Source organism: Streptomyces sp. TSRI0281 (genome assembly GCF_001905125.1).
Lineage (GTDB): Bacteria > Actinomycetota > Actinomycetes > Streptomycetales > Streptomycetaceae > Streptomyces.
Map to the genome: position 1 here is coordinate 15,675 of NZ_LWLE01000008.1, position 21,662 is coordinate 37,336.

Annotated in this window: 16 protein-coding genes; 4 read left to right on the top strand and 12 right to left on the bottom strand. The window is 69.0% G+C overall.

Annotated features, from left to right (window positions below; translation table 11 throughout):
• Positions 1-5: 5 nt before the first annotated feature.
• Genes A6A29_RS14885 through A6A29_RS14895 form a run of 3 tightly spaced genes read right to left on the bottom strand, consistent with a single transcriptional unit; the run spans position 6 to position 3,168 of the window.
• Positions 6-872, bottom strand: a complete 867-nt coding sequence (locus A6A29_RS14885) for a carbohydrate ABC transporter permease (RefSeq protein ID WP_073720560.1) — start codon at positions 870-872, stop codon at positions 6-8.
• A complete protein-coding gene (locus tag A6A29_RS14890; RefSeq protein WP_073720561.1) occupies positions 869-1,843 on the bottom strand; it encodes a carbohydrate ABC transporter permease in 975 nt (324 codons plus the stop codon). Before A6A29_RS14890 ends, A6A29_RS14885 begins: the two co-directional genes overlap by 4 nt.
• Positions 1,840-3,168: a sugar ABC transporter substrate-binding protein gene (locus A6A29_RS14895; protein ID WP_073720562.1), complete on the bottom strand. Its 1,329-nt coding sequence runs from the start codon at positions 3,166-3,168 to the stop codon at positions 1,840-1,842. The genes A6A29_RS14890 and A6A29_RS14895 overlap by 4 nt, the downstream gene beginning before the upstream one ends.
• 486 nt (positions 3,169-3,654) lie before the next feature.
• Between A6A29_RS14895 and A6A29_RS14900 the strand changes: the two genes are divergently transcribed.
• The 3 genes from A6A29_RS14900 to A6A29_RS14910 all read left to right on the top strand — a co-directional run bounded on the left by A6A29_RS14900 (position 3,655) and on the right by A6A29_RS14910 (position 7,094).
• Positions 3,655-4,665 carry a hydroxyacid dehydrogenase gene (locus A6A29_RS14900; RefSeq protein WP_073720563.1) on the top strand — a complete coding sequence of 337 codons (1,011 nt, stop codon included), beginning with the start codon at positions 3,655-3,657 and terminating at the stop codon, positions 4,663-4,665.
• Between the two features lie 233 nt (positions 4,666-4,898).
• Positions 4,899-6,173, top strand: coding sequence for a YhgE/Pip domain-containing protein (locus A6A29_RS14905; RefSeq protein ID WP_073720564.1), 1,275 nt, complete (start codon positions 4,899-4,901; stop codon positions 6,171-6,173).
• Positions 6,174-6,266: 93 nt separating this feature from the next.
• A complete protein-coding gene (locus tag A6A29_RS14910; RefSeq protein ID WP_073720565.1) occupies positions 6,267-7,094 on the top strand; it encodes a M55 family metallopeptidase in 828 nt (275 codons plus the stop codon).
• 122 nt (positions 7,095-7,216) lie between these two features.
• On the opposite strand, the gene A6A29_RS14915 is transcribed toward A6A29_RS14910, so the two are convergent.
• The 9 genes from A6A29_RS14915 to A6A29_RS14955 form a co-directional block, all read right to left on the bottom strand.
• A complete protein-coding gene (locus tag A6A29_RS14915; RefSeq protein ID WP_073720566.1) occupies positions 7,217-8,119 on the bottom strand; it encodes a JmjC domain-containing protein in 903 nt (300 codons plus the stop codon).
• 34 nt (positions 8,120-8,153) lie between these two features.
• On the bottom strand, positions 8,154-9,023 hold the full coding sequence (locus A6A29_RS14920; protein ID WP_073720567.1) for a JmjC domain-containing protein: 870 nt from the start codon (positions 9,021-9,023) through the stop codon (positions 8,154-8,156).
• 92 nt (positions 9,024-9,115) lie between these two features.
• The gene (locus A6A29_RS14925) at positions 9,116-9,307 is read right to left on the bottom strand and encodes a hypothetical protein (RefSeq protein ID WP_073720568.1); all 192 of its coding nucleotides are present in this window, start codon (positions 9,305-9,307) and stop codon (positions 9,116-9,118) included.
• Positions 9,308-9,876: 569 nt separating this feature from the next.
• A complete protein-coding gene (locus A6A29_RS14930) occupies positions 9,877-11,481 on the bottom strand; it encodes a glycoside hydrolase family 13 protein (RefSeq protein WP_073720569.1) in 1,605 nt (534 codons plus the stop codon).
• Between the two features lie 143 nt (positions 11,482-11,624).
• Complete coding sequence (locus tag A6A29_RS14935) at positions 11,625-12,500, bottom strand: carbohydrate ABC transporter permease (RefSeq protein ID WP_073720570.1); 876 nt, start codon at positions 12,498-12,500, stop codon at positions 11,625-11,627.
• Positions 12,501-12,518: 18 nt separating this feature from the next.
• Positions 12,519-13,478, bottom strand: coding sequence for a carbohydrate ABC transporter permease (locus A6A29_RS14940; RefSeq protein ID WP_073720571.1), 960 nt, complete (start codon positions 13,476-13,478; stop codon positions 12,519-12,521).
• An 86-nt stretch (positions 13,479-13,564) separates the two neighbouring features.
• Entirely contained in the window at positions 13,565-14,980 is a 1,416-nt protein-coding gene (locus A6A29_RS14945; protein ID WP_073720572.1) for an extracellular solute-binding protein, read from the bottom strand.
• A gap of 268 nt (positions 14,981-15,248) precedes the next feature.
• Positions 15,249-16,256 (bottom strand): LacI family DNA-binding transcriptional regulator, encoded by a 1,008-nt coding sequence (locus tag A6A29_RS14950; RefSeq protein ID WP_073720573.1) that lies wholly within the window; start codon positions 16,254-16,256, stop codon positions 15,249-15,251.
• Between the two features lie 77 nt (positions 16,257-16,333).
• The gene (locus tag A6A29_RS14955) at positions 16,334-20,623 is read right to left on the bottom strand and encodes a discoidin domain-containing protein (protein ID WP_073720574.1); all 4,290 of its coding nucleotides are present in this window, start codon (positions 20,621-20,623) and stop codon (positions 16,334-16,336) included.
• Between the two features lie 398 nt (positions 20,624-21,021).
• On the opposite strand from A6A29_RS14955, the gene A6A29_RS14960 reads away from it, so the two are divergent.
• The gene (locus A6A29_RS14960) at positions 21,022-21,654 is read left to right on the top strand and encodes a Tn3 family transposase (RefSeq protein WP_073720575.1); all 633 of its coding nucleotides are present in this window, start codon (positions 21,022-21,024) and stop codon (positions 21,652-21,654) included.
• Positions 21,655-21,662: the final 8 nt, after the last annotated feature.

A 21,662-nucleotide genomic window follows, 5' to 3' on the forward strand; every position in this document is an offset into this window, starting at 1 on the left:
CCGGGTCAGCCCTTCAGGGCGCCGGAGGTCAGACCGTGGACGAAGGACCGCTGGAAGAACAGGAAGACGACCACGGAGGGGAGCAGGGCCAGCAGGGACGCGGCCATCACCACTCCGGGGGTGACGGCGGGGTCGATCCGCAGGGTGCGCAGGGCCAGCGGGAGCGTGTAGGAGGAGGAGTCCGTGGAGACGAGGAGCGGCAGCAGGTACTGGTCCCAGATCATGGTGAAGCCGAAGACTCCGATGACGCCGAGCGCGGGCTTGCACATCGGCATGATGATCTGGGCGAAGATACGCAGGTCTCCGGCGCCGTCGATCCGGGCGGCCTCTTCGAGTTCCCGGGGTACGTCCTTCATGAACTCCGTCATCACCAGGATGGAGAAACCCCAGGCGCCCAGCGGGACGATCATTCCGGCGAGGGTGCCGATGAGGTTGAAGTGGACCACCGGCAGGTCGGCGAGGATCAGGGACAGCGGGAGGGCCAGGATCTCCTCGGGCAGCATCAGCGTCGCCAGGATGGCGACGAGCGCCAGCGTCATCCCGGGGAAGACCTTCCTGGCCAGCGCGTAACCGGCCAGGACGGAGACCGCCACCTGGAGCAGCAGTCCGAAGCCGACCACGAAGAACGAGTTCAGCAGGTACCCGAGCACCCCCTGGTCGAAGGCGATCCTGAAGTTGTCCAGCGTGGCGCCCGAGGGGATGACGCTCAGTTCCGTCGGGTCCTTGACGTGGCTGAACGCACTGACCAGCAGGGCCAGCAGGGGCCCGGCGAAGACGATCAGGACCAGCAGGTAGGTGACGGCTTTGAGGATCCGCCCGCCCGCGCTCCTGCTCTCGGTCAGCCCCAGCGCGGTCTCGGTCGGCGCACTCATTTGCTCTCCCTGCGTCGCAACAGATGGACGACGATGGTCAGGATCAGCGTCGCGATGAACAGCAGGACGGCTCCCGCCGCGCCGACGCCGAGTCGGTTCTGCTCCAGCCCGAGCTTGTAGATCAGGGTCATCACGACCTCGGTGGAGCCGTCGGGCCCGCCGTTGGTGAGCAGGAACACCTCGGTGAACACCCGCAGTCCGCGGATCGCGGCGAGGATGAACAGGATCGAGAACACCGACCGCAGTCCGGGCACCGTCACATGCCACACCCGTTGCGTCCTGGAGGCGCCGTCGACCTTCGCGGCCTCGTACAGACCGCGGTCCACACTGGTCAGCCCGGCGAGGATGATCATCATGTCGTAGGGGGCGCCCCGCCAGATGCCGGTGAGCATGATCGAGGCCATCGAGGTGTCGGGGTCGTTGATGAATCCCGAGGGGCCGAGCCCCACCATGCCGAGGATGCCGTTGAGCATGCCGTCCTCGGTCGGGTGGTACATGATCCGCCACAGTTCGGCGACGACCGCGATCGGCACCACCACCGGCAGGAACGCCGCGGAGCGCACGAATCCCAGCCGGCGGCCCTGTCCTTCCATCAGCAGGGCGAGCGCGAGGCCCAGCGCCATCGAACCGGCTGTCTGCCCGGCGGCGAGGACGACGGTGTGCCACGCGGCTTCGCGGAAGCCCTCGGAGTGGAGCACCGTGGAGTAGTTCTCGGTGCCGACCCACTTGTTTCCGAGGTAGGGCTGGACCTCCTGGAAGGACATGGTCAGCGCGTTGGCCATGGGGATGAACTTGAAGTACAGGAAGAGGAGCAGCGCGGGGGCCAGGAACAGCCACGGCGTCCACCATCGGCCCGCCCGGCGGTTGCTGCCGCGGCGGTCCGAGGTGGCCCCGCCGTCCTTGCGGCCCGTTTTCCGGGCGGCGGGGCCGGCCGCCGGGAGGGCGGCCGGATCCGCCTGGTCAAGGCTCATGACGCGGCGATTCCCTGCTCCTTGAGGATGTCGGCGAGCTGCTTGTCGAGCTCCCCCAGCTTCGTCTTGATGTCCAGGTCGCAGTCGGCCATCAGCGCGTTGACGGTCTCCGCGGTCGTCTGCCGCACCGGGGTCCAGTTGGGGATGGACGGGGCGTACCGGCCGGAGTTCTCGTACACGTCGGCGTACGTCTTCCAGCGGGGGTCGGGGCGGACCTCGGAGACGTCCACCGTCTTGTTGACGGGCAGTTGCACGGTGAAGCCGGTGTCGCCCTGCATCCCGATCTTCTGCCCCTCGGCGGAGAGGGCGAAGTCGGCGAAGGAGTCCTGGCCCGCCATGTTCTCGGAGCCCGCCATCAGATAGACGGAGGCGCCCTCGGCGAGGACGGTCGCGTCCTTGGGCCCCTTGGGCATCGGCACGACCTCGTACTTGTCCTTGCCGAGTGTCTCGTCGAAGCGGGGCAGCAGGTAGGGCCCGACGACGAACATGCCGGTCCGGCCCGCCTCGAACGTCTCATTCGTGGGCGGGGTTTCCATGGTCACGGCACCGGGCTGGATGACCTTGTCCTTGCAGCCGAGATCGCGGAACCACTGCGTGGCCGCCACCGATTCCTTGGTGCTCATCGTGGGCTTGTACGTGCCCTTTCCGGCTTCGGTGATGAAGTCGCCGCCCGCGGCCCAGAGGAAGTTGGAGAAGTACCAGGAGGCGTATCCGCGCTTGGTGGAGAGCGGGGCGGCAAGGCCGGAGGTGTTGTTCTTGCCGTCACCGTCCGGGTCCTCGGTGGTGAAGGCGGAGGCCATCGCGGAGAAGTCGTCCCAGCTCCGCGGGACCTCCAGCTTCAGCTTCTCCCGCCAGTCCTTGCGGATGAGCAACGCGGACGCCTGTGCCGAGTACGGCAGGCCGAACTGCTTGCCGTCCACGCTCTTGCCGGAGTCCAGCCCCTGGCCGATGATCTGTTCGGCGCTCTTGATCTTGCCGAGGTCGATCTCGCGGAGCAGGCCCTGGCTGTGCATGGCACCGAGCTGCGTCACATCGTTCATGACGATGTCGGGCAGGTTCTTCTGCGCGGCCCGCTGCTGCAGTTTGGTCTCGAAGTCGTCGAAGATCGCCGTGACCTTGACCTTGAAGCCCGTCGCCTTCTCGAACGCGGCAGCGAGCTTGAGCGTGCCCTTCTCCCCCGGTCCGCCCGGTGTCGTCCTGGTCCATAGTTCGAGCGGTGCCTTGGAGTCCTGTTTGGCGGACACTCCCGCAGGCCCTGATGTACAGCTGGTGAGGACCAGCGCCGAGGCGAGGAACCCCGCACCGACCCAGTGCGATCTCTGCATGACAACTCCTGTTTCGCCGCATCACAGCTGGCCTGGAAAGCGCTTGCTGGGGACGCTAACGGGGTCGGAATCTGCGGTCAATAGTCCGATGAATACAAAAATCTCGCGACGGCCCGTCGAACACGCGGCTGACACACCCCTGCATGTCACCCCTGCGACGCAACGCCTCCACAAGAGGAATGCCCGCCCCCAGATATCGCCCGACGGACCGGCAGACCAGCCACTCAGGACGCCGACCACCCGCCTCCGCACCCTCACGTACGGACACGAGAGCAGCCGGGGCGTGACGAGCACAAGGCAACGGGGAACCGTCTAGGGGCTTTTCCAGTCATCCGATGTATCGTGCTGCAGGCACGCGGACCACAATGTCGAACAAGCCACGCCAATCCACGACATCCGGTCGGACATTTCCCCACACGCCCAACCAGGGCCGAGCGTCGCGTCGCTGACGAGCCGTCAACTGAGGTGCTGAGGAGCGCAATCCGCATGAACGATCCGGCAGCCAGGCCGACAGCACTGTTGGTCATGGAGGAAGAACGCAGGGCAGACGTCTACCCCCGCGAGGTTCTGGCCGGTATCGACCGGCTCGTGGACCGGCAGGGACCGCCCCTCACGCGGCGGCGACTCGACGAGGATCCCGATGTGCTGCGAGGGATCGACGTGCTGCTCACGGGCTGGGGCGCGCCCGTCCTCGACGCCGCCCTCCTGTCGCACGCCCCTCGGCTGCGGGCCGTCCTCGTCGCGGCGGGCTCGGTGCGGCACCTGACCACGCCCGCGTTCTGGGCACGCGACATCCCGATCGTCTCCGCGGCCGCGGCCAACGCCATACCGGTGGCGGAGTTCACCCTGGCCCAGGTCCTTCTCGGACTGAAGCAGGTACACCGCATCACCCGCGACGTGGCGAGCAGCCGTCGCTTCCCGCACAATCCCCAGGTCCCGGGCGCCTACCGCTCACGCGTGGGCCTGGTGGGGCTCGGGCACATCGGCCGCCTCGTCGCCGCCCACCTCGGCCGCTTCGACATCGAGGTCCTCGCCACGGACCCCGTCGCCTCCGCCGGCACGGCCCTGCGGGCGGGCGTCCGGCTCGTCGGCATCGAGGAACTCTTCGCCACCTGCCATGTCGTCAGTCTCCACGCACCCCTCCTGCCCGAGACCCACGGCATGATCGGGACCCGGCTGCTGAACTCCCTGGTGCCGGGCGCCACACTGATCAACACCGCGCGTGGCGCGCTCCTCGACGAGAGCGCCGCAGCCGACGTCCTGCGCGCGAGGCCCGACCTCACCGCCGTACTGGATGTGACCCACCCGGAGCCTCCGGCCGACGACTCGCCGCTCTTCACCCTTCCCAACGTCGTCCTGACCCCCCACCTCGGCGGCGCCCTCGGGGCCGAACGCCACCGCCTCGGAGAGCTCGTGCTCGACGAACTCCGCCGCTTCACCCGGAACGAGCCCCTCCAGTACGCCATCGACCCCGCCCACGCCGCGTCGCTGGCCTGAGACGGCGCCTCCGGCCGACGCCGCGGACGACGCCGCGGCGCGGCCGGACGACAGGTCATGGCGAGACAACAGGTCATGGCGACGCGCCCGCCGCACAGATATTGCTGGCAATGCGCAATTTGTGAACTCCGTCCGCCGACGATGGGCAGGCGCGGAACGGGACGGGAGCACCACCCTTCACGGGCTTCCGGACCGCCGCCCCACCATGCCCGAACCAGCATCCACGGAGAACCATGGCCTCTGCGATCCCCCCGGACGCCCCGGCCCCACAGGCAGGTGCCGGCGCCCTCGTCCGGCACGCCAAGCTGTGGCTCGTACCGACCGTCCTCAGCGCACTGGTCGCGCTGGTCCTGTCGCTCCTCTACATGGGCGGCATCCTCAACCCGAGCGACTCCTTGCGCAGGCTGCCCATCGCCCTCGTCGACGAGGACCGGAGCCGCCCGCTGCCGGGACAGCGGCAGAACCTGGGGAAGCAGCTCGCCGCCTCGGTCAGCTCGGCCGGCCCCTCGGACACCGTGCGGTGGCGACGGCTCGGCCTCGCGGCGGCCGAGGACGAGCTGGCCTCCGGCAAGGTCTTCGGCGCATTGATCATTCCGGACGGCTTCACCACGTCCGTCGGTGCCCTGACCACCAGCCGGGCGACAGTCCGGCCGACGCTCACCGTGCTGACCAACCCCGGCCTCGGGAGCCTCGGCTCCTCACTCGCGGCCCAGATCAACCAGACGGCGGCCCACCGGGCTTCACTGGAGCTCGGCAAGCAGCTCACGGCCTCCGCCGCCGTCCCCACCACGCGCCTGCTTCTGACCGACCCCGTGACCGTCACCACCCGCGTCGGCCATCCGATCGGCCGGCACAGCGGCCTCGGGCTGACCGCCTTCTACTACACCCTGCTGCTCGTCCTGAGCGGCTTCATCGGAGGGAACCTCGTCAACAGCGGCGTCGACACCGCGCTCGGATACGCCGACAGCGAGATCGGCCCCTGGCACACCCGCCGGCCGACCGTCCCCATCAGCCGCACCCAGACACTGCTGCTGAAAATGCTGATGACAGCGGGCATCTCCGTGCTGACCACCACGCTCGTCATGGTGGCGACGGTCTCGATCCTGGGCATGGACGCCACACACCTGCCGATGCTGTGGCTCTTCTCCTACTGCGCGACCGTGGCCGTCGGCCTGGGAGTCCAGGCCATCAACGCCGCCTTCGGCGGGATCGGACAGCTCGTCTCGATGTTCGTCTTCATCGCGCTGGCCCTCCCCTCCTCCGGTGCCACCGTCCCGCTGGAGGCCACCCCCGGCTTCTACCGCTTCCTGGCCACCTTCGAGCCGATGCGCCAACTCAGCTCCGGGGTACGGTCCCTCCTCTACTTCGACGCCCGCGCCGACGCGGGTCTGACCCGCGGCTGGACCATGATCGCCGTGGGCTTCGTCCTCGCCCTGGCGTTCGGATTCGCCATGACCCACTACTACGACCGCAGGGGCCTGCGCCGTCTCACCCCGCAACCCGCGTGAGGTTCCGGCCCCGGACGCGCTCGCCCCCAGGTCCACGGGGTCGCTGCCGGGGCAGGCCGAGGGGTGGGTCACGGCCGCATAGACTCCCCGGTCATGAACGTACTGATCTCTGTGGACATGGAAGGCATCTCGGGGATCGTGCATCCCACCGAGACCAACCCGGATCGCTACGACTACGAGCGCGGCCGGGCGTTGATGACGGCCGAGGCGAACGCCGTGATCGCCGGTGTGCTGGAGGCCGAACCCTCCGCCACGGTTCTGGTGGCCGACGCACACGGGCCGTTCCGCAACCTGCTGCCGGAGGAGCTCGACCGCCGGGCCCACCTGGTCCGCGGCAAGCCGCGCCCGCTGGGCATGCTCGGCGGCCTCGACGAACACACCGACGCCGTCATGCTGGTCGGCTACCATGCCCGCGCCGGTGGTGGGCCGGCCGTGCTGGCACACACCATGAATGACGGCATCCTCGACGTACGCGTGGCCGGGCGGCCCATGGGGGAGATCGGTCTCAACGCCGCCATGGCCGGGCACATGGGCGCGCCGGTCGTGCTGCTCAGCGGCGACGACGCCGCCTGCGCCGAATTCGGTGACCTGGTCCCCGCCGCGGTCACCGTCGCGGTCAAGCAGGCTCTCGGTCAGGCCGCCGCTGTCGCTCTGCACCCCGAAGAGGCCCGGGAGCGCCTGCGCCGGGCGGCGGCCGAAGCCCTCGCCCGGCGAGCAGGGGTCTCGCCGCTCGCCCTTGCCGGACCGCTCGATGTCGAGGTGGACCTCTACAGCCCGCACACGGTCGATCTGGCGACACTCGTACCGGGCGTCTCCCGTGCCGAGGGCGGCCGGACGATCACCTTCACCGCCGCTCACTTCGCCGACGCCTACCGGCTGATCCTGCTGATCGCCCAGCTCGCGGGCATCAAACCCGCCTGAGGGCCGTCCCGTCCGTCTCCGTGACGGCCGGCCGCCCGGTGCGGGCCGAGCCCCTCGTGCGCTCGGCCCCCACCGGGCCGGGCGCGGACGAGCCCGTGCCCGGCCTCGCGCTCATGGCCGGGTCAGCCCAGAAGTGCGCTCAAGGAACCGTTGGCGGTGCGCTGTTCGCCGCGCATCGCGCCACGGGCCAGACGCACCAGTTCGTCCGGCGTGAGGTCGGTGAGCGTGCGGTGGAAATGCGCGATGAGGTCGCTCGCGGCCCCGGACAGTGCCGCGTCGTCGTTGGGGCGGGCGGGCAGTCCGTCGCCGTCCAGCAGGAGTGCTTCGAGAACGGCGTACAGATGGGCGGAACCGGCCTCGCGGACCGTGAGCGAGAGGTGGGCCGAGGCACTTTCCCCGGCCGTCTCGGCCATATGCGCGAACCCTCGTGGTACGTAGAGGACTTCGCCCTGCCGCAGAACCACGTCCAGCAACGGCTCGCCCGGCTCGCCGTCCACGCGCTCGGGCTGCCAGTTCCCGTCGGGCGGTCCCGGATACACCCGCCACCGCTTCGAGCCGTGGATCTGCACGGCCAGCACGTCGGCGTCGTCGCGGTGCACAGGACGGCCCTGCGTTCCCGGCGGGGTGAGGAAGAAGAATGCCTCCACCTGGCGTCGGAAGCGCTCCGCGAGCCCGTCGGCCAGCTCCCGTACGCCCGCGTGCCACTGGTCGACGTACCGCAGTAGGAGCGTCGCGCCCTCCTCGCCGACCAGTCGTCGTACGGCCCCCGCGTCCAGGTAGCGGTCGTCGATCCCGCCCAGGATGACGCGAGGGGAACAGTAGCGCTCCTGCGGTACGGGGCCGTCCCTGTGCACGAGCGTCGCGTAAGGGGCGGTGAGGAGTCCCGCGTCCAGGATCCGGTCCAGCTCGGCGACCGTGAGTACGTCCGGCGGAGGGGTACGGGGGCGCAGCACGGCGGGGGTGCGGCGCCACAGTGTGTGGTGAAATGCCTGCTCGTCGTTCACATATCGTGCGAGCCAGTCCATCGTTGCCTCTTCGTGTTCCATGCCGTCGGCCTGATCAGACGGTCTGGCGGTTGCTGTACGCACGCGGCCGTGCCCGGCCGATGACATCCTCCGGAGTGACCGCGTCGAGCCGCGCGCGCAGATGGTCCAGGAGTCCGGCGGCGGAGTGCAGCAGGGCGTCGTCGTCCAGTGGACGGCCCGGCAGCGAAAGGCCGTCCACGAGCTGTGCCAGCAGAGCGCCGCGCAGATGTTCCGCACCGGCTTCCCTGACGACCACCGTCAGATGGGCCGACGACTCGTCGCCCACGGCCGCGGCGGTGTGGGCGAATCCCCTCGGCACATACAGCACTTCGCCCGCCCGGAGGACCGTGTCCAGCAGGGGCTCTCCCGGATCCTCCTCACGGACCGGCGCCCAGTCGCCGTCGCCCGGCCCCGCGTACACCTGCCAGTGCTTGGCACCGCTGAGCTGGATGGCCAGCAGGTCCCCGTCGTCCCGGTGCACCGGACCCCGGCGGCCGGGAAGGCTCAGGAAGTAGAACGCCTCGACGAGCCGGCCGAGCCGCGCGGCGATGCCGTCGGTGAGCTCACGCACCGGGGGATGCCATTGGTCGACGTAACGGAACTGCAGCGTCGCCCGCTCCTCACGGATGAGCCGGCGCACCGCCGCCGCATCGACGTAACCCTCGGCGGGATGCCCGGTGATCACCCGCGCCGGGCAGAAACGCTCGTCGGCGATGCCGCCCTGTGCGGTGTAGAGGCCGACGTACGGAACGCGCAGCAGCCCGCCGTCCAGGAGGGCATCCACGTCCGTGCGGGTCAGCACCTCCAACGGCGGGTTCCCCGGCCGCAGGAGCACCGGCCTCTTGCGCCAGTACGAGCCCAGGAGCTGTTCCACGTCCGGTACACACCGCTCCAGCCAGTCCATCGGTCGGTCCTTCCTCGAAGGGACCCGCCGATGCGGACATCGGCGGGTCCCGGTCATGCGTGCGTGCACTCGCGTGCGCGTCGGTCAGCCGATCAGATGACGTCGGGGTAGCAGTCCCCGCAGCCGGCCTCGATCTTCTGGTCCGACGCCGGAGGTGCGGCGGCGTGCCCGACGGACGGCGCGAAGAGCGCACCTCCGGCAACGGCGAGCGCCGCCACGCTCAGCGCCGCGCGCTTGGAGATCTCCGTACGCTTCGACGGCTCCGCGACCTGGAAAGACGACATGACCACTCCTCTCCCCGACTGCGGTGTGCGCCGCGGCCGGGTGTTCGATCGGCCCCGGTTCCGAGGCCGGGACTGATCTTGCTTCGGGCCACGCGCGCAGGAGAAGCGGCACTGACGTGTTCCATACGCCGCTTACGGATCCCTGACGCGCCCTCACCCGCGCGGAAACCCTTGGCGGGACCTGCGCGGAAACCCTTGGCGGGTGAATCTCGGCGTGATCGGATCGGGCCCGGCTCCGGGACATCCGCGAGCTCCTTGAGCGGCGGAGCGGCGGCAGATGGTGCTGGGCGAGGACGACCCGCCACCCGGTCGCGGGGCACCCCGCCGGTCGGCACCGGGGCTCCGCGCCCGGCCACCGCGAACGGCGAGAGCGGGGGCTGCTCGGCGGCCGTCGCCGGACCCGCGCCGCTCACGGAGACCGCGGCCCGCCGCGCCCAGGGCGACGGTGCAGACGAAGTGAGGCGAGCAGGGCGGTCAGGGGCCGTGCACGGGGTGCGGCTCGGGTCGCGCTCATGACGCATAACCTCCTGGGAGTGGAGATCGGCTGTCCGGCGGTCCGGCCTCGGGGGTCAGGAGAGCAGCCACACCGCCGTGTCCTGCGGGAGACGGCCGCTCTCGTCCAGGGGGCCGCTGGTGATCAGGACAGCTGTGTGGGCCGGGAGCGCTGCGGGCTCTTCGCCGAGGTTGACGACACAGGTCAGGCCGGGGCCGCGGCGGAAGGCCATGACTCCCCGCTCCGACGGGAGCCAGGTCAGCGGCTCACCCCGGAAGGCGGGGACGCCGCGCCGCAGCCGCAGCGCCTCGCGGTACAGCGTCAGCATCGAGGCGGGGTCGGCGCTCTGGCGGTCGACGGCGTAGGCCGACCAGCCTTCCGGCTGCGGCAGCCACGGCTCGCCCGGTGTACCGAAGCCGCAGGCGGCAGCGTCGGCGACCCAGGGAAGGGGCACCCGGCAGCCGTCGCGCCCCGGGTCGGTGCCGCCGGAGCGGAAGTGCATCGGGTCCTGGATGCGGTCCAGGGGTACGTCGGCCTCGGGCAGGCCCAGTTCCTCACCCTGGTACACATAGACCGAGCCGGGCAGTGCGAGGGTCAGCAGGGCCGCGGCGCGGGCCCGGCGGGTGCCGAGCGCCGGGTCCGAGGGTGTTCCGAAGGTCTTCTCCGCGAAGTCGAACCCCGTGTCCTCGCGGCCGTACCGCGTCACGGTCCGGGTCACGTCGTGATTGCACAGCACCCATGTCGCGGGGGCGCCGACCGGGGCGTGCTCGGCCAGCGTGTCGTCGATGGTCCGTCGCAGACGGTCGGGCCGCCACGGGCAGGCGAGGAAGTTGAAGTTGAAGGCGGTGTGCAGTTCGTCGGGGCGGAGGTAGCGGGCGAAGCGGTCGGAGTCCGGCAGCCAGACCTCGCCGACGAACACTGCGCGGTACTCGTCGGCGATGGCGCGCCAGGACCGGTAGATGTCGTGGAGCTCGTCCTGGTCGATGTAGGGGTGGGGGTCGACGCCCTCCACGAAGTCGGCGAGCGCCGGGTCCTTGGCGAGCAGCGCGGCGGAGTCGATCCGTACGCCGGCGACGCCCCGCTCGAACCAGAAGCGCAGCACCTCTTCGTGCTCGCGGCGGACGGCGGGGTGGGCCCAGTTGAGGTCGGGCTGTTCGGGTGTGAAGAGGTGGAGGTACCACTCGCCGTCCGGCACCCTGGTCCAGGTGCGTCCCGAGAACTGGGAGGGCCAGTTGTTGGGCGGGAGTTCGCCCTTTTCGCCCCGGCCGGGGCGGAAGTGGAAGAGCTCGCGCTCGGGGCTGCCGGGCCCGGCCTCCAGAGCCGCCCGGAACCAGGCGTGCTGGTCGGACACATGGTTGGGAACGATGTCGACGATCACCCGGATGCCGGACTCGCGGGCCTCGCCGATGAGTTTCTCCGCCTCGGCGAGCGTTCCGAAGGCGGGGTCGATCGTGCGGTAGTCGGCGACGTCGTAGCCGCCGTCGACGAGCGGGGAGACGTACCAGGGCGTGAACCAGAGGGCGTCGACGCCCAGTTCGGCGAGGTAGGGAAGTTTCGTCCGGACGCCCGCGAGGTCCCCGGTGCCGTCGCCGTCACCGTCGGCGAAGCTTCGTGGGTACACCTGGTAGATGGCGGCGGAACGCCACCAGTCGTCGGTGTGTTCCGAGTGAGGGGCTGCCACGTGACGGTCCTTTCGGGCAGGGGTTTCTCCGCCACCGGCCCGGACGGCAGGGCGTCGAAGAACGGGCCGGCGGCGGAGGCTTCATGGAGATACGGGAGTGTGGTCGTGCTGGGTGCGGGGGTATTGGGGATGCGCGCGGGCGCTCAGCCCTTGATTCCCCCTGCGGTGAGGCCGCTCATGATGTTGCGCTGGAAGATCAGGAAGATGAGCAGCGTGGGCAGGGACGCGATGGTGAGCGCGGCGATCAGCACGTTCTCGGGTACCCCGGTGGAGAGCGAGTAGATACCGACGTTGAGTGTCTGCATGGCCGGGTCGGGCAGGGTGAGCATCGGCCAGAGGAAGTCCTTCCAGACCCCCACCACGGCGAAGATGGAGACGACGCCGAGGATCGGCCGCGAGATGGGCAGCACGATCGACCACAGCGTGCGCATCGGTGAGGCTCCGTCCATGGAGGCGGCGTCCAGCAGCTCCTTCGGGATGGAGTCGAAGAACCTCTTCAGCAGGAAGATGTTGAAGGCGTTCGTCACGGACGGCAGCCAGATCACCCACGGCGAGTTCAAGAGGTTGCGCTCCACGATCGGCACGTCCAGGACCGTGAGGTACTGCGGGACGACGAGCACGGTCGCCGGGATCATCAGGGTGGCGAGCATCATTCCGAGGATCGCCTTGCCGAACACCGGCCGGAGCCTGGAGAGGGAATAGGCCGCGGCCACATCGAAGATCAGCTGGAAGGCCAGGGCGCCGAAGGCGTAGTACAGCGTGTTGAAGAGGAGCCGGGAGAGGTCCATCACCTCCCAGGCCCGGGAGTAGTTCGCGGGGTTGAGCGACTCGGGGACGAACGTCGGGGGTGTCTGGACGACCTCCTGCGTGGTCTTGAGTCCGCCGGACGCCATCCAGTAGAGCGGTCCGAGAAAGACCAGGGTGAACAGGCCGACGACGAGTACGAACGTCACCCAGTAGACGATCCTGCCCCGGGGCCTTGCCAGTTGGGCCGGCGAGATGAGTGTGCGTGTGGACATCTGTCGTATCCCCCGGTCCTAGTCGTCCTCGGCGCGGCTGAGCTTCACGTACACGGCCGAGACCCCGGCCAGCAGTACGAGCAGGACCAGACCGAGCGCCGCCGCGGCGCCGTAGTTGTTGAAGTTGAAGGCGTATTGGTAGATGAGGTAGACGACCGTGGTGGTCGAGCCCTCGGGGCCCGCGCCGCCGGTGAGCAGGAACGGTTCGACGAAGACCTGCATGGTCGCGATGACCTGCATGAGCAGCAGCAGCGAGAGGATGAGCCGGGTCTGCGGAATGGTGACGTGCCAGATCTTGCGGAGGAGACCGGCCCCGTCCAGCTCGGCGGCCTCGTACAGCTCACCGGGGATTCCCTGGAGTGCGGCGAGGTAGATCAGGGTGGCGCCGCCCATGTTCATCCAGGTCGCCGCGACGACGACGGAGAGCATGGAGGTGTCGGGGTCCTGGAGCCATTGCTGCGCGGGCAGGCCGAAGAGGCCGAGGATCTCGTTGAGCAGGCCGTACCCCGGGTCGTAGAGGTACTTGAAGAGCAGTACGGAGGCGACCGGGGGCAGCATGACCGGCAGGTAGACCAGCAGCCGCAGATACCCCTGCGCGTGCCGGAACTCGTTGAGGACCACGGCGACGACGAACGGGACGGCGAAGCCGAGGACCAGTGCGAGTGCGGTGAACAGGAGGGTGTTGCGCCATGCCTGCCAGAACGCCGGGTCGTTGAGGACGGTGCTCAGATTGGACAGGCCGGCCCAGGTGGTCCGTCCGTCCTCGGTCTTCTGGAAGGCGAGGACGAACTCCCGCACCATCGGGTACCAGGAGAACAGGGAGAAGCAGATCACGGCGCCGATCAGGAAGCCGTGGGCCGTGAGATTGCGGCGCAGGTGCTTGGTGAACGCTCCGCCGGACGGCTGGGGACGGTCCCCGTGGAGCCCGGTGTCGCGGGGCTCCTTCGCGGTCGTCGTGGAGAGAGTGGGGGCCGACATCGTCGCCTCCTCGGTGCGGAAGTGCCGGAGCGCGGTCCGGGCTGGGACGAGACGCGGGGGCCGGGCGGCCCGGCCCCCGATGCCGGCTACTGGTTGGCGAGGACCTGGTTGACCTGTGCCTCGGCGGTGGCGAGCAGCTTGTCGATGTCGGCGTCCTTGTTGGTGAGGATGCCCGACATCACGTTGTCGATGACCTTGTAGACCTCCTGGGCCTTCGGCGGCTCGGCCTTGCCCGCGACGGGGTTGTCCATGAAGGTCTTGAAGTTCGCGACCGGCATGGTGGCGTGCTCGATGCGGGCGGCGTCGTCCTTGGTCTTGGACCCGTTCAGCCAGAAGTTGGGCTGGGGAACGCCCACGGGCAGCTTGTCCGCCTTGGTGCGGGCCCAGGCGAACTGCCCCTTGCCGACGGTGAGGTTCTTGAAGTTCAGCCAGGCGACAGCGGCCTTGATCCGGTCGCCCGGGATCCCCTTCTTGACCATGTAGTTGTTGCCACCGGCCAGGGTGTTCTTCGCGCCGGGTATCGGTCCCATGCCGAAGTTCTCGTACTCCGCGCCGAGTTGCTGGACCATGTACGCGATGTCGTCGGGCGCGGCGAGGAACATGCCCAGTTTGTCGGTGGCGATCTGCTTCTGCAGATCGCCCCACTTGAGCAGCTGGGTCCTGCCCATGCTGTCGTCCTCCCAGCGCATGGCGTGGAGGTTCTCGGCGACCTGCTTGCCGAGGTCGTTGCTGAAGGCGGCCTTCTTGCCGCTCGCGTCGACGACCACACCGCCGACGCTGTACATCTGCGCGGTGAAGTGCCAGCCGCCGGTGTTGCCGGCGCTGTACTCCCCGAACCCGGCGATGCCCCTGCCCAGGCCCGCGATCTTCTTGGCCGCGGTGCGGACCTCTTCCCAGGTGCGCGGCGGGGCGTCGGGGTCCAGGCCCGCCTGCTGGAACAGCTTGCGGTTGACGAGCAGGCCCATCGTGTAGTTGCTGGTGGGCAGGCCGTACAGCTTGCCGTCCTGCTTGAGCGAGTCGAGGACGTTCGGGTCGATGTCCTTGAGCAGCGGCACGCTCTTGTCGTTGACGTAGGCGGTGATGTCCGCCGCGCCGTCGTTGTCGAGGACCTGCGGCAGGTCGGTGAAGTACGTGTAGAACACGTCCGGTTGCGACTTGGCCTTGAGCATCGCGGTGAAGCGCGGCGGCTCCAGACACTGGCCGGGGGTGGAGCGTCCCTCGACGGTGACCTTGGGGTACGTCTTGTTGAACTCGGCGACGTCCTCCTTCCACTCCTTGAGCTCGGCCGCCTTCGCCGCGGGGGGCATGCAGTCGATCGTGAGTGTCACCTTGGTCTTCGGGTCCAGCGGGGCGGCGGGGTCGGAGTTCCCGCCGCCGTCGGATCCACCGCTGCCGTTGTTGCTGCTGCTCGTGCCGCAGGCGGCGAGCGCGGTCAGCGTGAGCGCGGAGACGAGGGCGACCGCACTGGAGCGGCGGGTACGACGGAACCGGGCACTTCTCATGGGTGGACCCCTTCGGGCATGAACGTGGGAGTCGCCCCACCGCCGATGCGTTGTGGGGCGTCGCACACTCAACCACCGCCGACAGGTGGACGCAATATGTCGCGCTGATTTCGTAATTGTTTGACAGATGGCCGTATGAGGCGCGCCGGGAGTGCGGGACCCGTCGAACGTTCCCGGCGATACGGACAGAGAAATGCCCCGGCGCCCGTCCGAGTCGGACAGGGCCCCGGGGCTTCGCGACGTACGGGAGCGGGCCGGCGGCCGGCTTCTACCTCGGCACCTGGGCGGTCGAGCCCCGCACCACCAGTTCGGGCTCGAAGAGCAGTTCACCGGAGTGGGCCTCACCGCCCCGGATCTGGGCGCACAGCAGGTCGACGGCCGCGCGCCCCATCGCCTCGATGGGCTGGCGCACGGTGGTGAGCGGGGGCTCCGTGCAGTTCATGAAGGCCGAGTCGTCGTAGCCCACCACGGAGACGTCGCCCGGCACGGCGAGCCCGCGCCTGCGCGCCGCCCGGACGGCACCGAGGGCCAGCGGGTCGCTGGCGCAGATGATGCCGGTGACACCCCGGTCGAGCAGCCGCGAGGCGGCGGCCTGACCTCCCTCCAGGGAGAACATCGTGCGCTCGACGCACTCGCCGGACAGCCCGCCACCGTTGGCGCGTGCGACCTCCTGCGCGGCCGCCAGCTTGCGCCGCGAGGGGACGTGGTCGGTCGGGCCCAGCACCAGCCCGATGCTCTCGTGGCCCAGCGAGACCAGGTGGCGCCAGGCCTGTTCGACGGCGACGGCGTCGTCGCAGGAGATGCAGGGGAAGTCCAGGCTCTCGATCGCGGCGTTGATGAGGACCACCGGGATCTTGCGCTCGGCGAGCTGCCGGTAGTGCTCGTGCGGGGCGTCCGCCTGGGCGAACAGACCGCCGGCGAAGACGACGCCGGAGACCTGCTGCTGGAGCAGCAGGTCCACGTAGTCGGCCTCGGAGACACCGCCCTTGGTCTGGGTGCACAGGACCGGTGTGAGGCCCTGCTGCGCCAGCGCACCGCCGATCACCTCGGCGAAGGCCGGGAAGATCGGGTTCTGCAGCTCGGGCAGGACCAGGCCCACGAGGCGCGCCCGCTCGCCCCTCAGCTGGGTCGGCCGCTCGTATCCGAGCACGTCCAGCGCGGTGAGCACGGACTGCCGGGTCGCCTGGGACACCCCCGGCTTGCCGTTGAGGACCCGGCTGACCGTGGCCTCGCTGACACCCACCTTCTTCGCTACCTGAGCAAGTCGTCGCGTCATGAACGCAAGACTAACGCAAGCCCCGCAAACGGCTTGCGCTAGTCCCGTGTATCGGTCGCGAGGGTTCCCCGTCCCTTCTACGGGTTGATATTGATCTTGAAGGTGGAGGTGGTGTTCCGGGTGTCGACCGCGTTGCCGGTGAACCGCAGACCGTTGAAGGTCACCTCACCGACCGCCGGTCCCTGCCCGGATTCCGGCAGTTCGTTCGCCCAGAGGCCGAACCCGGACTTGGCGTCGAACGCGTCCCCGCTCTTGCGGGCGCCCGAGATGGAGATGTCGGTGAAGATCGTGTCCTTGATCGGAAACTGGGGCTGACCGCCCACGTAGTTCGTCTGGAACATGACCCCGCTGTAGGTCGGATCGACGATGTCGACATGGTTGACCCTGATGCCCTGGAAGATCTTGGAGGCGGAGAACACCCAGATGCCCGGGAAGGTCTGCGCCCCCCAGAAGTGGCCGCCCGCCCGGACGATGGAGATGTTCTCGAAGGTCGTCGGTTCGGTCCCGAAGCCGTTCATCGGGTAGCCGAAGTCCAGTGAGGAGATGGTGATCCCGGAGTAGACGAGCGTGTCCGCGATGCGGATGTTGCGGAAGGTGTTGTCGTAGCCCCCGTAGACGGCGACACCCGCGGCCCGCCAGGTCAGGATCGACGTCAGGTTCTCGTAGACGTTGTTCTTCATGTCCGCCCCGCCCGCGTCGATCGCGGAGAAGAGCGCGAAGCTGTCGTCACCCGTGGCACGCGCCTCGTTGTTGGACACGAGGTTGTCCGTCGACCCGTTGGTCATGTTGATGCCGTCGGCGAACATGTTCCGGATCCGGGAGTTCTTGATGGTGATCCGGTCGGTGTTGGCGCCCCAGTAGAGGCACACCATGTGCTCGTTCCAGACATTGTCGATCACGATGTCGCTGACGTTGGCGAAGTCGAACACCTTCCCCGGTCCGTCGATCCGCGAGGTGTAGTTGCCGAAGTAGGCGAAGTTCGCGAACGACGACCCCTTCGCGGTGGCGTCCGCCCGGAACCCGATGTCGGTGTTCTCCTGTGTGCCGGGGGCCAGGAACTTCGTGTACCAGGGCCCGGCGCCGGTCACCTTCACCGCCTTGCCGTACACCTGGAACTTGCTCGACGTCCGGTACTCACCGGCGGGCAGGTAGACACCGACGAGCTTTCCGGTGGTGTCCATGCGCACCTTGTCCAGCGCGTTCTGCACATCCTGGTGCGTGAAACCGGCGGGCACGGTGTACGTCGCCGGATCCGGGTTGGCGACCGCCGCGGTCTGTTCCAGGCTGACGAAGTCGATCGCGTACGTGGAGGTGTTCGCGGCATCCTTCTGCAGCCGGATCCTGCTGCCCGCCGGGACCGTCTCGCCGAGCATGATGTGCGCCTCGTCGTAGATGTGGCGCGGTGCGCCCGAACCCGGGGAGTTGCCGGGCCCGGCCTCGGCGCCGTACAGCCAGGCGTACTTGGACGTCAGCGGGAGCGCCTTCTTCATGACACCGTCGACGTAGACATTGATCGTGGAGTCGATGCCCCCACCGCCCGGGGCGTCCGGGATGGAGTAGCGGGCCACCAGGGTGTTCGTCGAGGCTCGGGTGGTGAACTCGACGTACTCACCGGTCGCGTCCAGATTCACGGCCCTGCGGCCGGACGCCTCGCCCGCGATGTCCCCGACCGTCCGGTTGGGGCCCACGGTCCGGGCGCCGCCACCGGCCGTGCCGTCCTCCGCCTCGTACATGTCGTACGGCATGTCGGCACCGCGGCCGACGAAGAGCGGCTGGGTGGAGGTGTTGTTCTGCCGCTTCACCGGCAGCTCATTGGCATCGTCGGCGACGACGACCTTGACGGTGTACGAGCCGTTGGCCGCGGCCCAGGTCCCGAGCCGTACGGCAGCGGCGGTGGCGCCGGGCTCGATGGTGCCGGTGAACGCGCCCGTCAGTGTCTTGACGGTGGCCCCCTTGGAGTCGGTCAGGGTGAGCATCACACCGTGGCCGCCCGGCCCGGAGGCGACGGTGCCCTGGTTCCCGATCGCGATGGAGAAGCTCACGTCATCGCCCGCGGCCGGGCTGGACGGTGAGGTGTTCACGGCAGCCGCGATCAGGTCGGAGCTGGCGACGGGCTTCACCACGAGGGGGTCGGGGCTGGTGAAGGTGTTGTTGGACTCGTTCTGCTCGATGACCTCGTTCGCCTCGTCGACGACCGCGCTCAACGGGTAGGTGCCCGCGTCCCGGGCCCCGATGGAGGCACTGACGGTGGTCTGTGCCCCGGCGGCCAGCGCTCCGACCGGTGCGGTGGCGGCCTTCGTGCCGCCGAGACGGAAGTCCACCTTTCCGGCGGGCGCCGCGAGCGGGCCGCTGTTGCGCACGGTGGCCCTGAGGGTGATGTCGTCCGACTCGACCGGTGCGGCGGGCGACGCCGTCAGCCCGGTGACCTCAAGATCCGGGTTGGGCGCGGGGACCCCGATGACCTGGAACTCCGCGATCTGTCCGGCCGACGAGCCGGTGTTGGCGGTGAACTTCAGCTGTACGTCGGCGACCCGGGCGCTGACGGGGACGGTGACGCCGTTCCCGCTCGCCGGGTCGAACGGGTAGCTCTTGGCGGCGACGAGCCCGGTGAAGGAGGTGGCGCTCTGTTCCCGGCCCAGGACCTCGATCGTCTGGTTGCGGGCCGACCACGCGTTGTCCGGGTTGAGCTTGAGGGCGAGGCCGCTGATGTCGGCGTTCGCGCCCAGCTTGACGGTGAGGGTGTGGGGGTAGCTGCCGCCGGCCCCCTCCCAGTAAGTGGTGACGCTGTTGTCGTTGGCATTCGCCGCGACGAAGGTGTGGACCACGGAGGACGCGCTGATCGGCTTGCCGACCGCGAGGTTGGACCCGGCGCTGCCGGAGCCGTTGCGCGTGACGGAGTTACTGTCGGCGGACCGGTTCCCGGCGGCGTCCTTGGCCCGGACCACGTAGCTGACCGTGGTGGCGGCCGGCTGGGTGTCGGTGTAGGTGGTCACGTTCCCGGCGACGCTGCCGCGGAGCGTGTTGTTGGCGTAGATGTCGTAGCCGGTGACGCCGGTGTTGTCCAAGGACGCGCTCCAGGTCAGCTTGACCTGACCGCTCGCCGGCTCCGTGAAGGCCAGGTTCGCCGGGGCCGTGGGCGCCTGCGTGTCACCGGAGTCCGCGCGCCGGGTGACGGTGTTGCTGTCGCCCGACTGGTTTCCGGCCGCGTCCTTCGCCCGCACGTAGTACGAGACGGTCTGGTCGGCGGGCCGGTTGTCGGTGTACGTGGTGACGCCACCGCCCACGCTCGTCAGGAGCTCGTTGTTGGCGTAGACGTCGTAGCCGGTGACGCCGGTGTCGTCCGAGGACGCGCTCCAGGTCAGCTTGACCTGACCGCTCGCCGGCTCCGTGAAGGCCAGGTTCGCCGGGGCCGCGGGCGCCTGCGTGTCACCCGACTCCGGGCCGTATATCTCCAGCTCCGAGAGCTGGGCGCCCGGCTGGACGCTGTTGGCGGTGACCAGGACGCGGACGTGTCGCGTGGTGGTCGCGTCGAAGGTGAGCGTCGCCGACTGCCCGCCCGCGCTGTCGAAGGTGTACGCCTTGGGCTCGGTCAGATCGGTGAAGTCCGTGCCGTTCGTGCTGCCCTGGAGCTTCAGCGTCTGGCTGCGCGCGCCCCATCCTCCGGGCAGCCGCAGGACGACCCGGTCGACCCGGACGGCGGAGCCGAGGTCGGCCTGGATCCACTGCGGGAAGACGTTGTTGCGGCTCTCCCAGTAGGTGGCCCGGTTTCCGTCGTTGGCGTTGCCGGCCGCGTAGACCTCGGTATGACTGCTCGCGGTCAGGGTGCGTCCGGTCGCCAGGTTGACCGAGGACTCATCCGCGGTGTGCACCTCCAGCTCGGAGAGCTGAGCGGTCCGCCCACTCGTGTTGGCGGTGATGTCGACCCGGACGTAACGGGCTTTGGTGGCGGGGAAGTTCACCGTGACGGCATTGGCCGTTCCGGGACTGAAGGTGTAGGTGGCGGAGTTCTTCAGGGTCGTGAAGCTCGTCCCGTCGGCGCTGCCCTGCACGGAGAGCGTCTGACGGCGGCTCTTCCAGCCGGCCGGAAGCTTCAGGACGACCCCGTCCGTCCGGGTCGTGGCCCCGAGGTCGGTCTGGACCCACTGGGGCAGATCGATTCCCGAACTCTGCCAGTACGTGCTCTGGTTGCCGTCGGTGATGCCTGTCGCGGCGTTCGCGCTCTGTGCGCTGCTCGCCGCGGCCGACCGGCCGACGGCGATGTTCGGGCCGTCGGCCGCCGATGCGGTCAGCGCCGGCCATCCGAGCGTCAGGAGACTGGTCACGATCACGGTACTCATGCCCCGCGACCGCCAGCGTCGCACTCTCATGTAACCCCGTCCTCGGCCTCGCGCCCTGACGGCGACGAGGCGCGGCTCAGTCGATGTCGTGATGCGGATTAGGTTTATGCACAATGCAGGTTTATGCACGATGCACTCGATCTTTTGCGTGGATCGATCAGAGGGTTGCAGAGAACCCATGACTCGTCTACCGATCGCACATCCGGCACTTGGCGTCGAATCGGCCTCACGCAAGCCCACACCCGTTCACACCAGGGGCTTTCGCGACAGCTTTCAGAAAACGTAAGTTGACCGCAAGAACTGCAAGCCATTTGCGCCGGTACCTACGTCGGGCGGACGGGGCAGGGCGGGGCTCGGCGGAGCAACCTGCTCGCTCGGCATCCCGGACGGCGCCATGGCCAGCCAAAGTGGCCCCACCGGCTTCAGCGGTGGCCTTCACGGCCGACGGCGACCGGCTTCAGCGGAGCCCGGCCTGGGACCTGATAGCCCAGCAGTACGACCGGATCGTGAAGTACACCACCGCCCTGCGCCTCGGCACCGCCGAGGCCGAGCAGGTCCTGCGCCGCTTCACCAAGGGCGGCCCCAAGCACCCGACCTACCAGGCGATCGAGGAGCTGGGGCGCGTAGTGCGGACGGCGTTCATCTGCGACTACCTGTCGGATGCCGACATGCGCAAGGAGATCGGCGAGGGCTTGCAGGTGGTGGAGAACTGGAACTCGGCGAACTCCGACCTGTTCTACGGCAAGGACGGCGACCTGACGGGCGCGGACAAGGAGAGCCAGGAGGTCTCCATGCTCGCCCTGCACCTTTTGCAGAGCAGTCTCGTGCATGTCAATACCTTGCTGGTACAACAGGTTTTGGCGGATCCGAAGTGGGCGGACACGCTCACCGAGGCGGACCGGCGGGGGCTGTCGCCGCCGCTGTTCTGGACCCATGTGAACCCGTACGGCCGGTTCGAACTGGATATGAACAGCCGTCTCGACCTGGACCTTGCGGCCACCGGGGCCACGGTGCCCGGCCCGCGCGCTCCGCAGGTGGAGGCAGCGGCAGTTCCGGCATGAGACCTGGG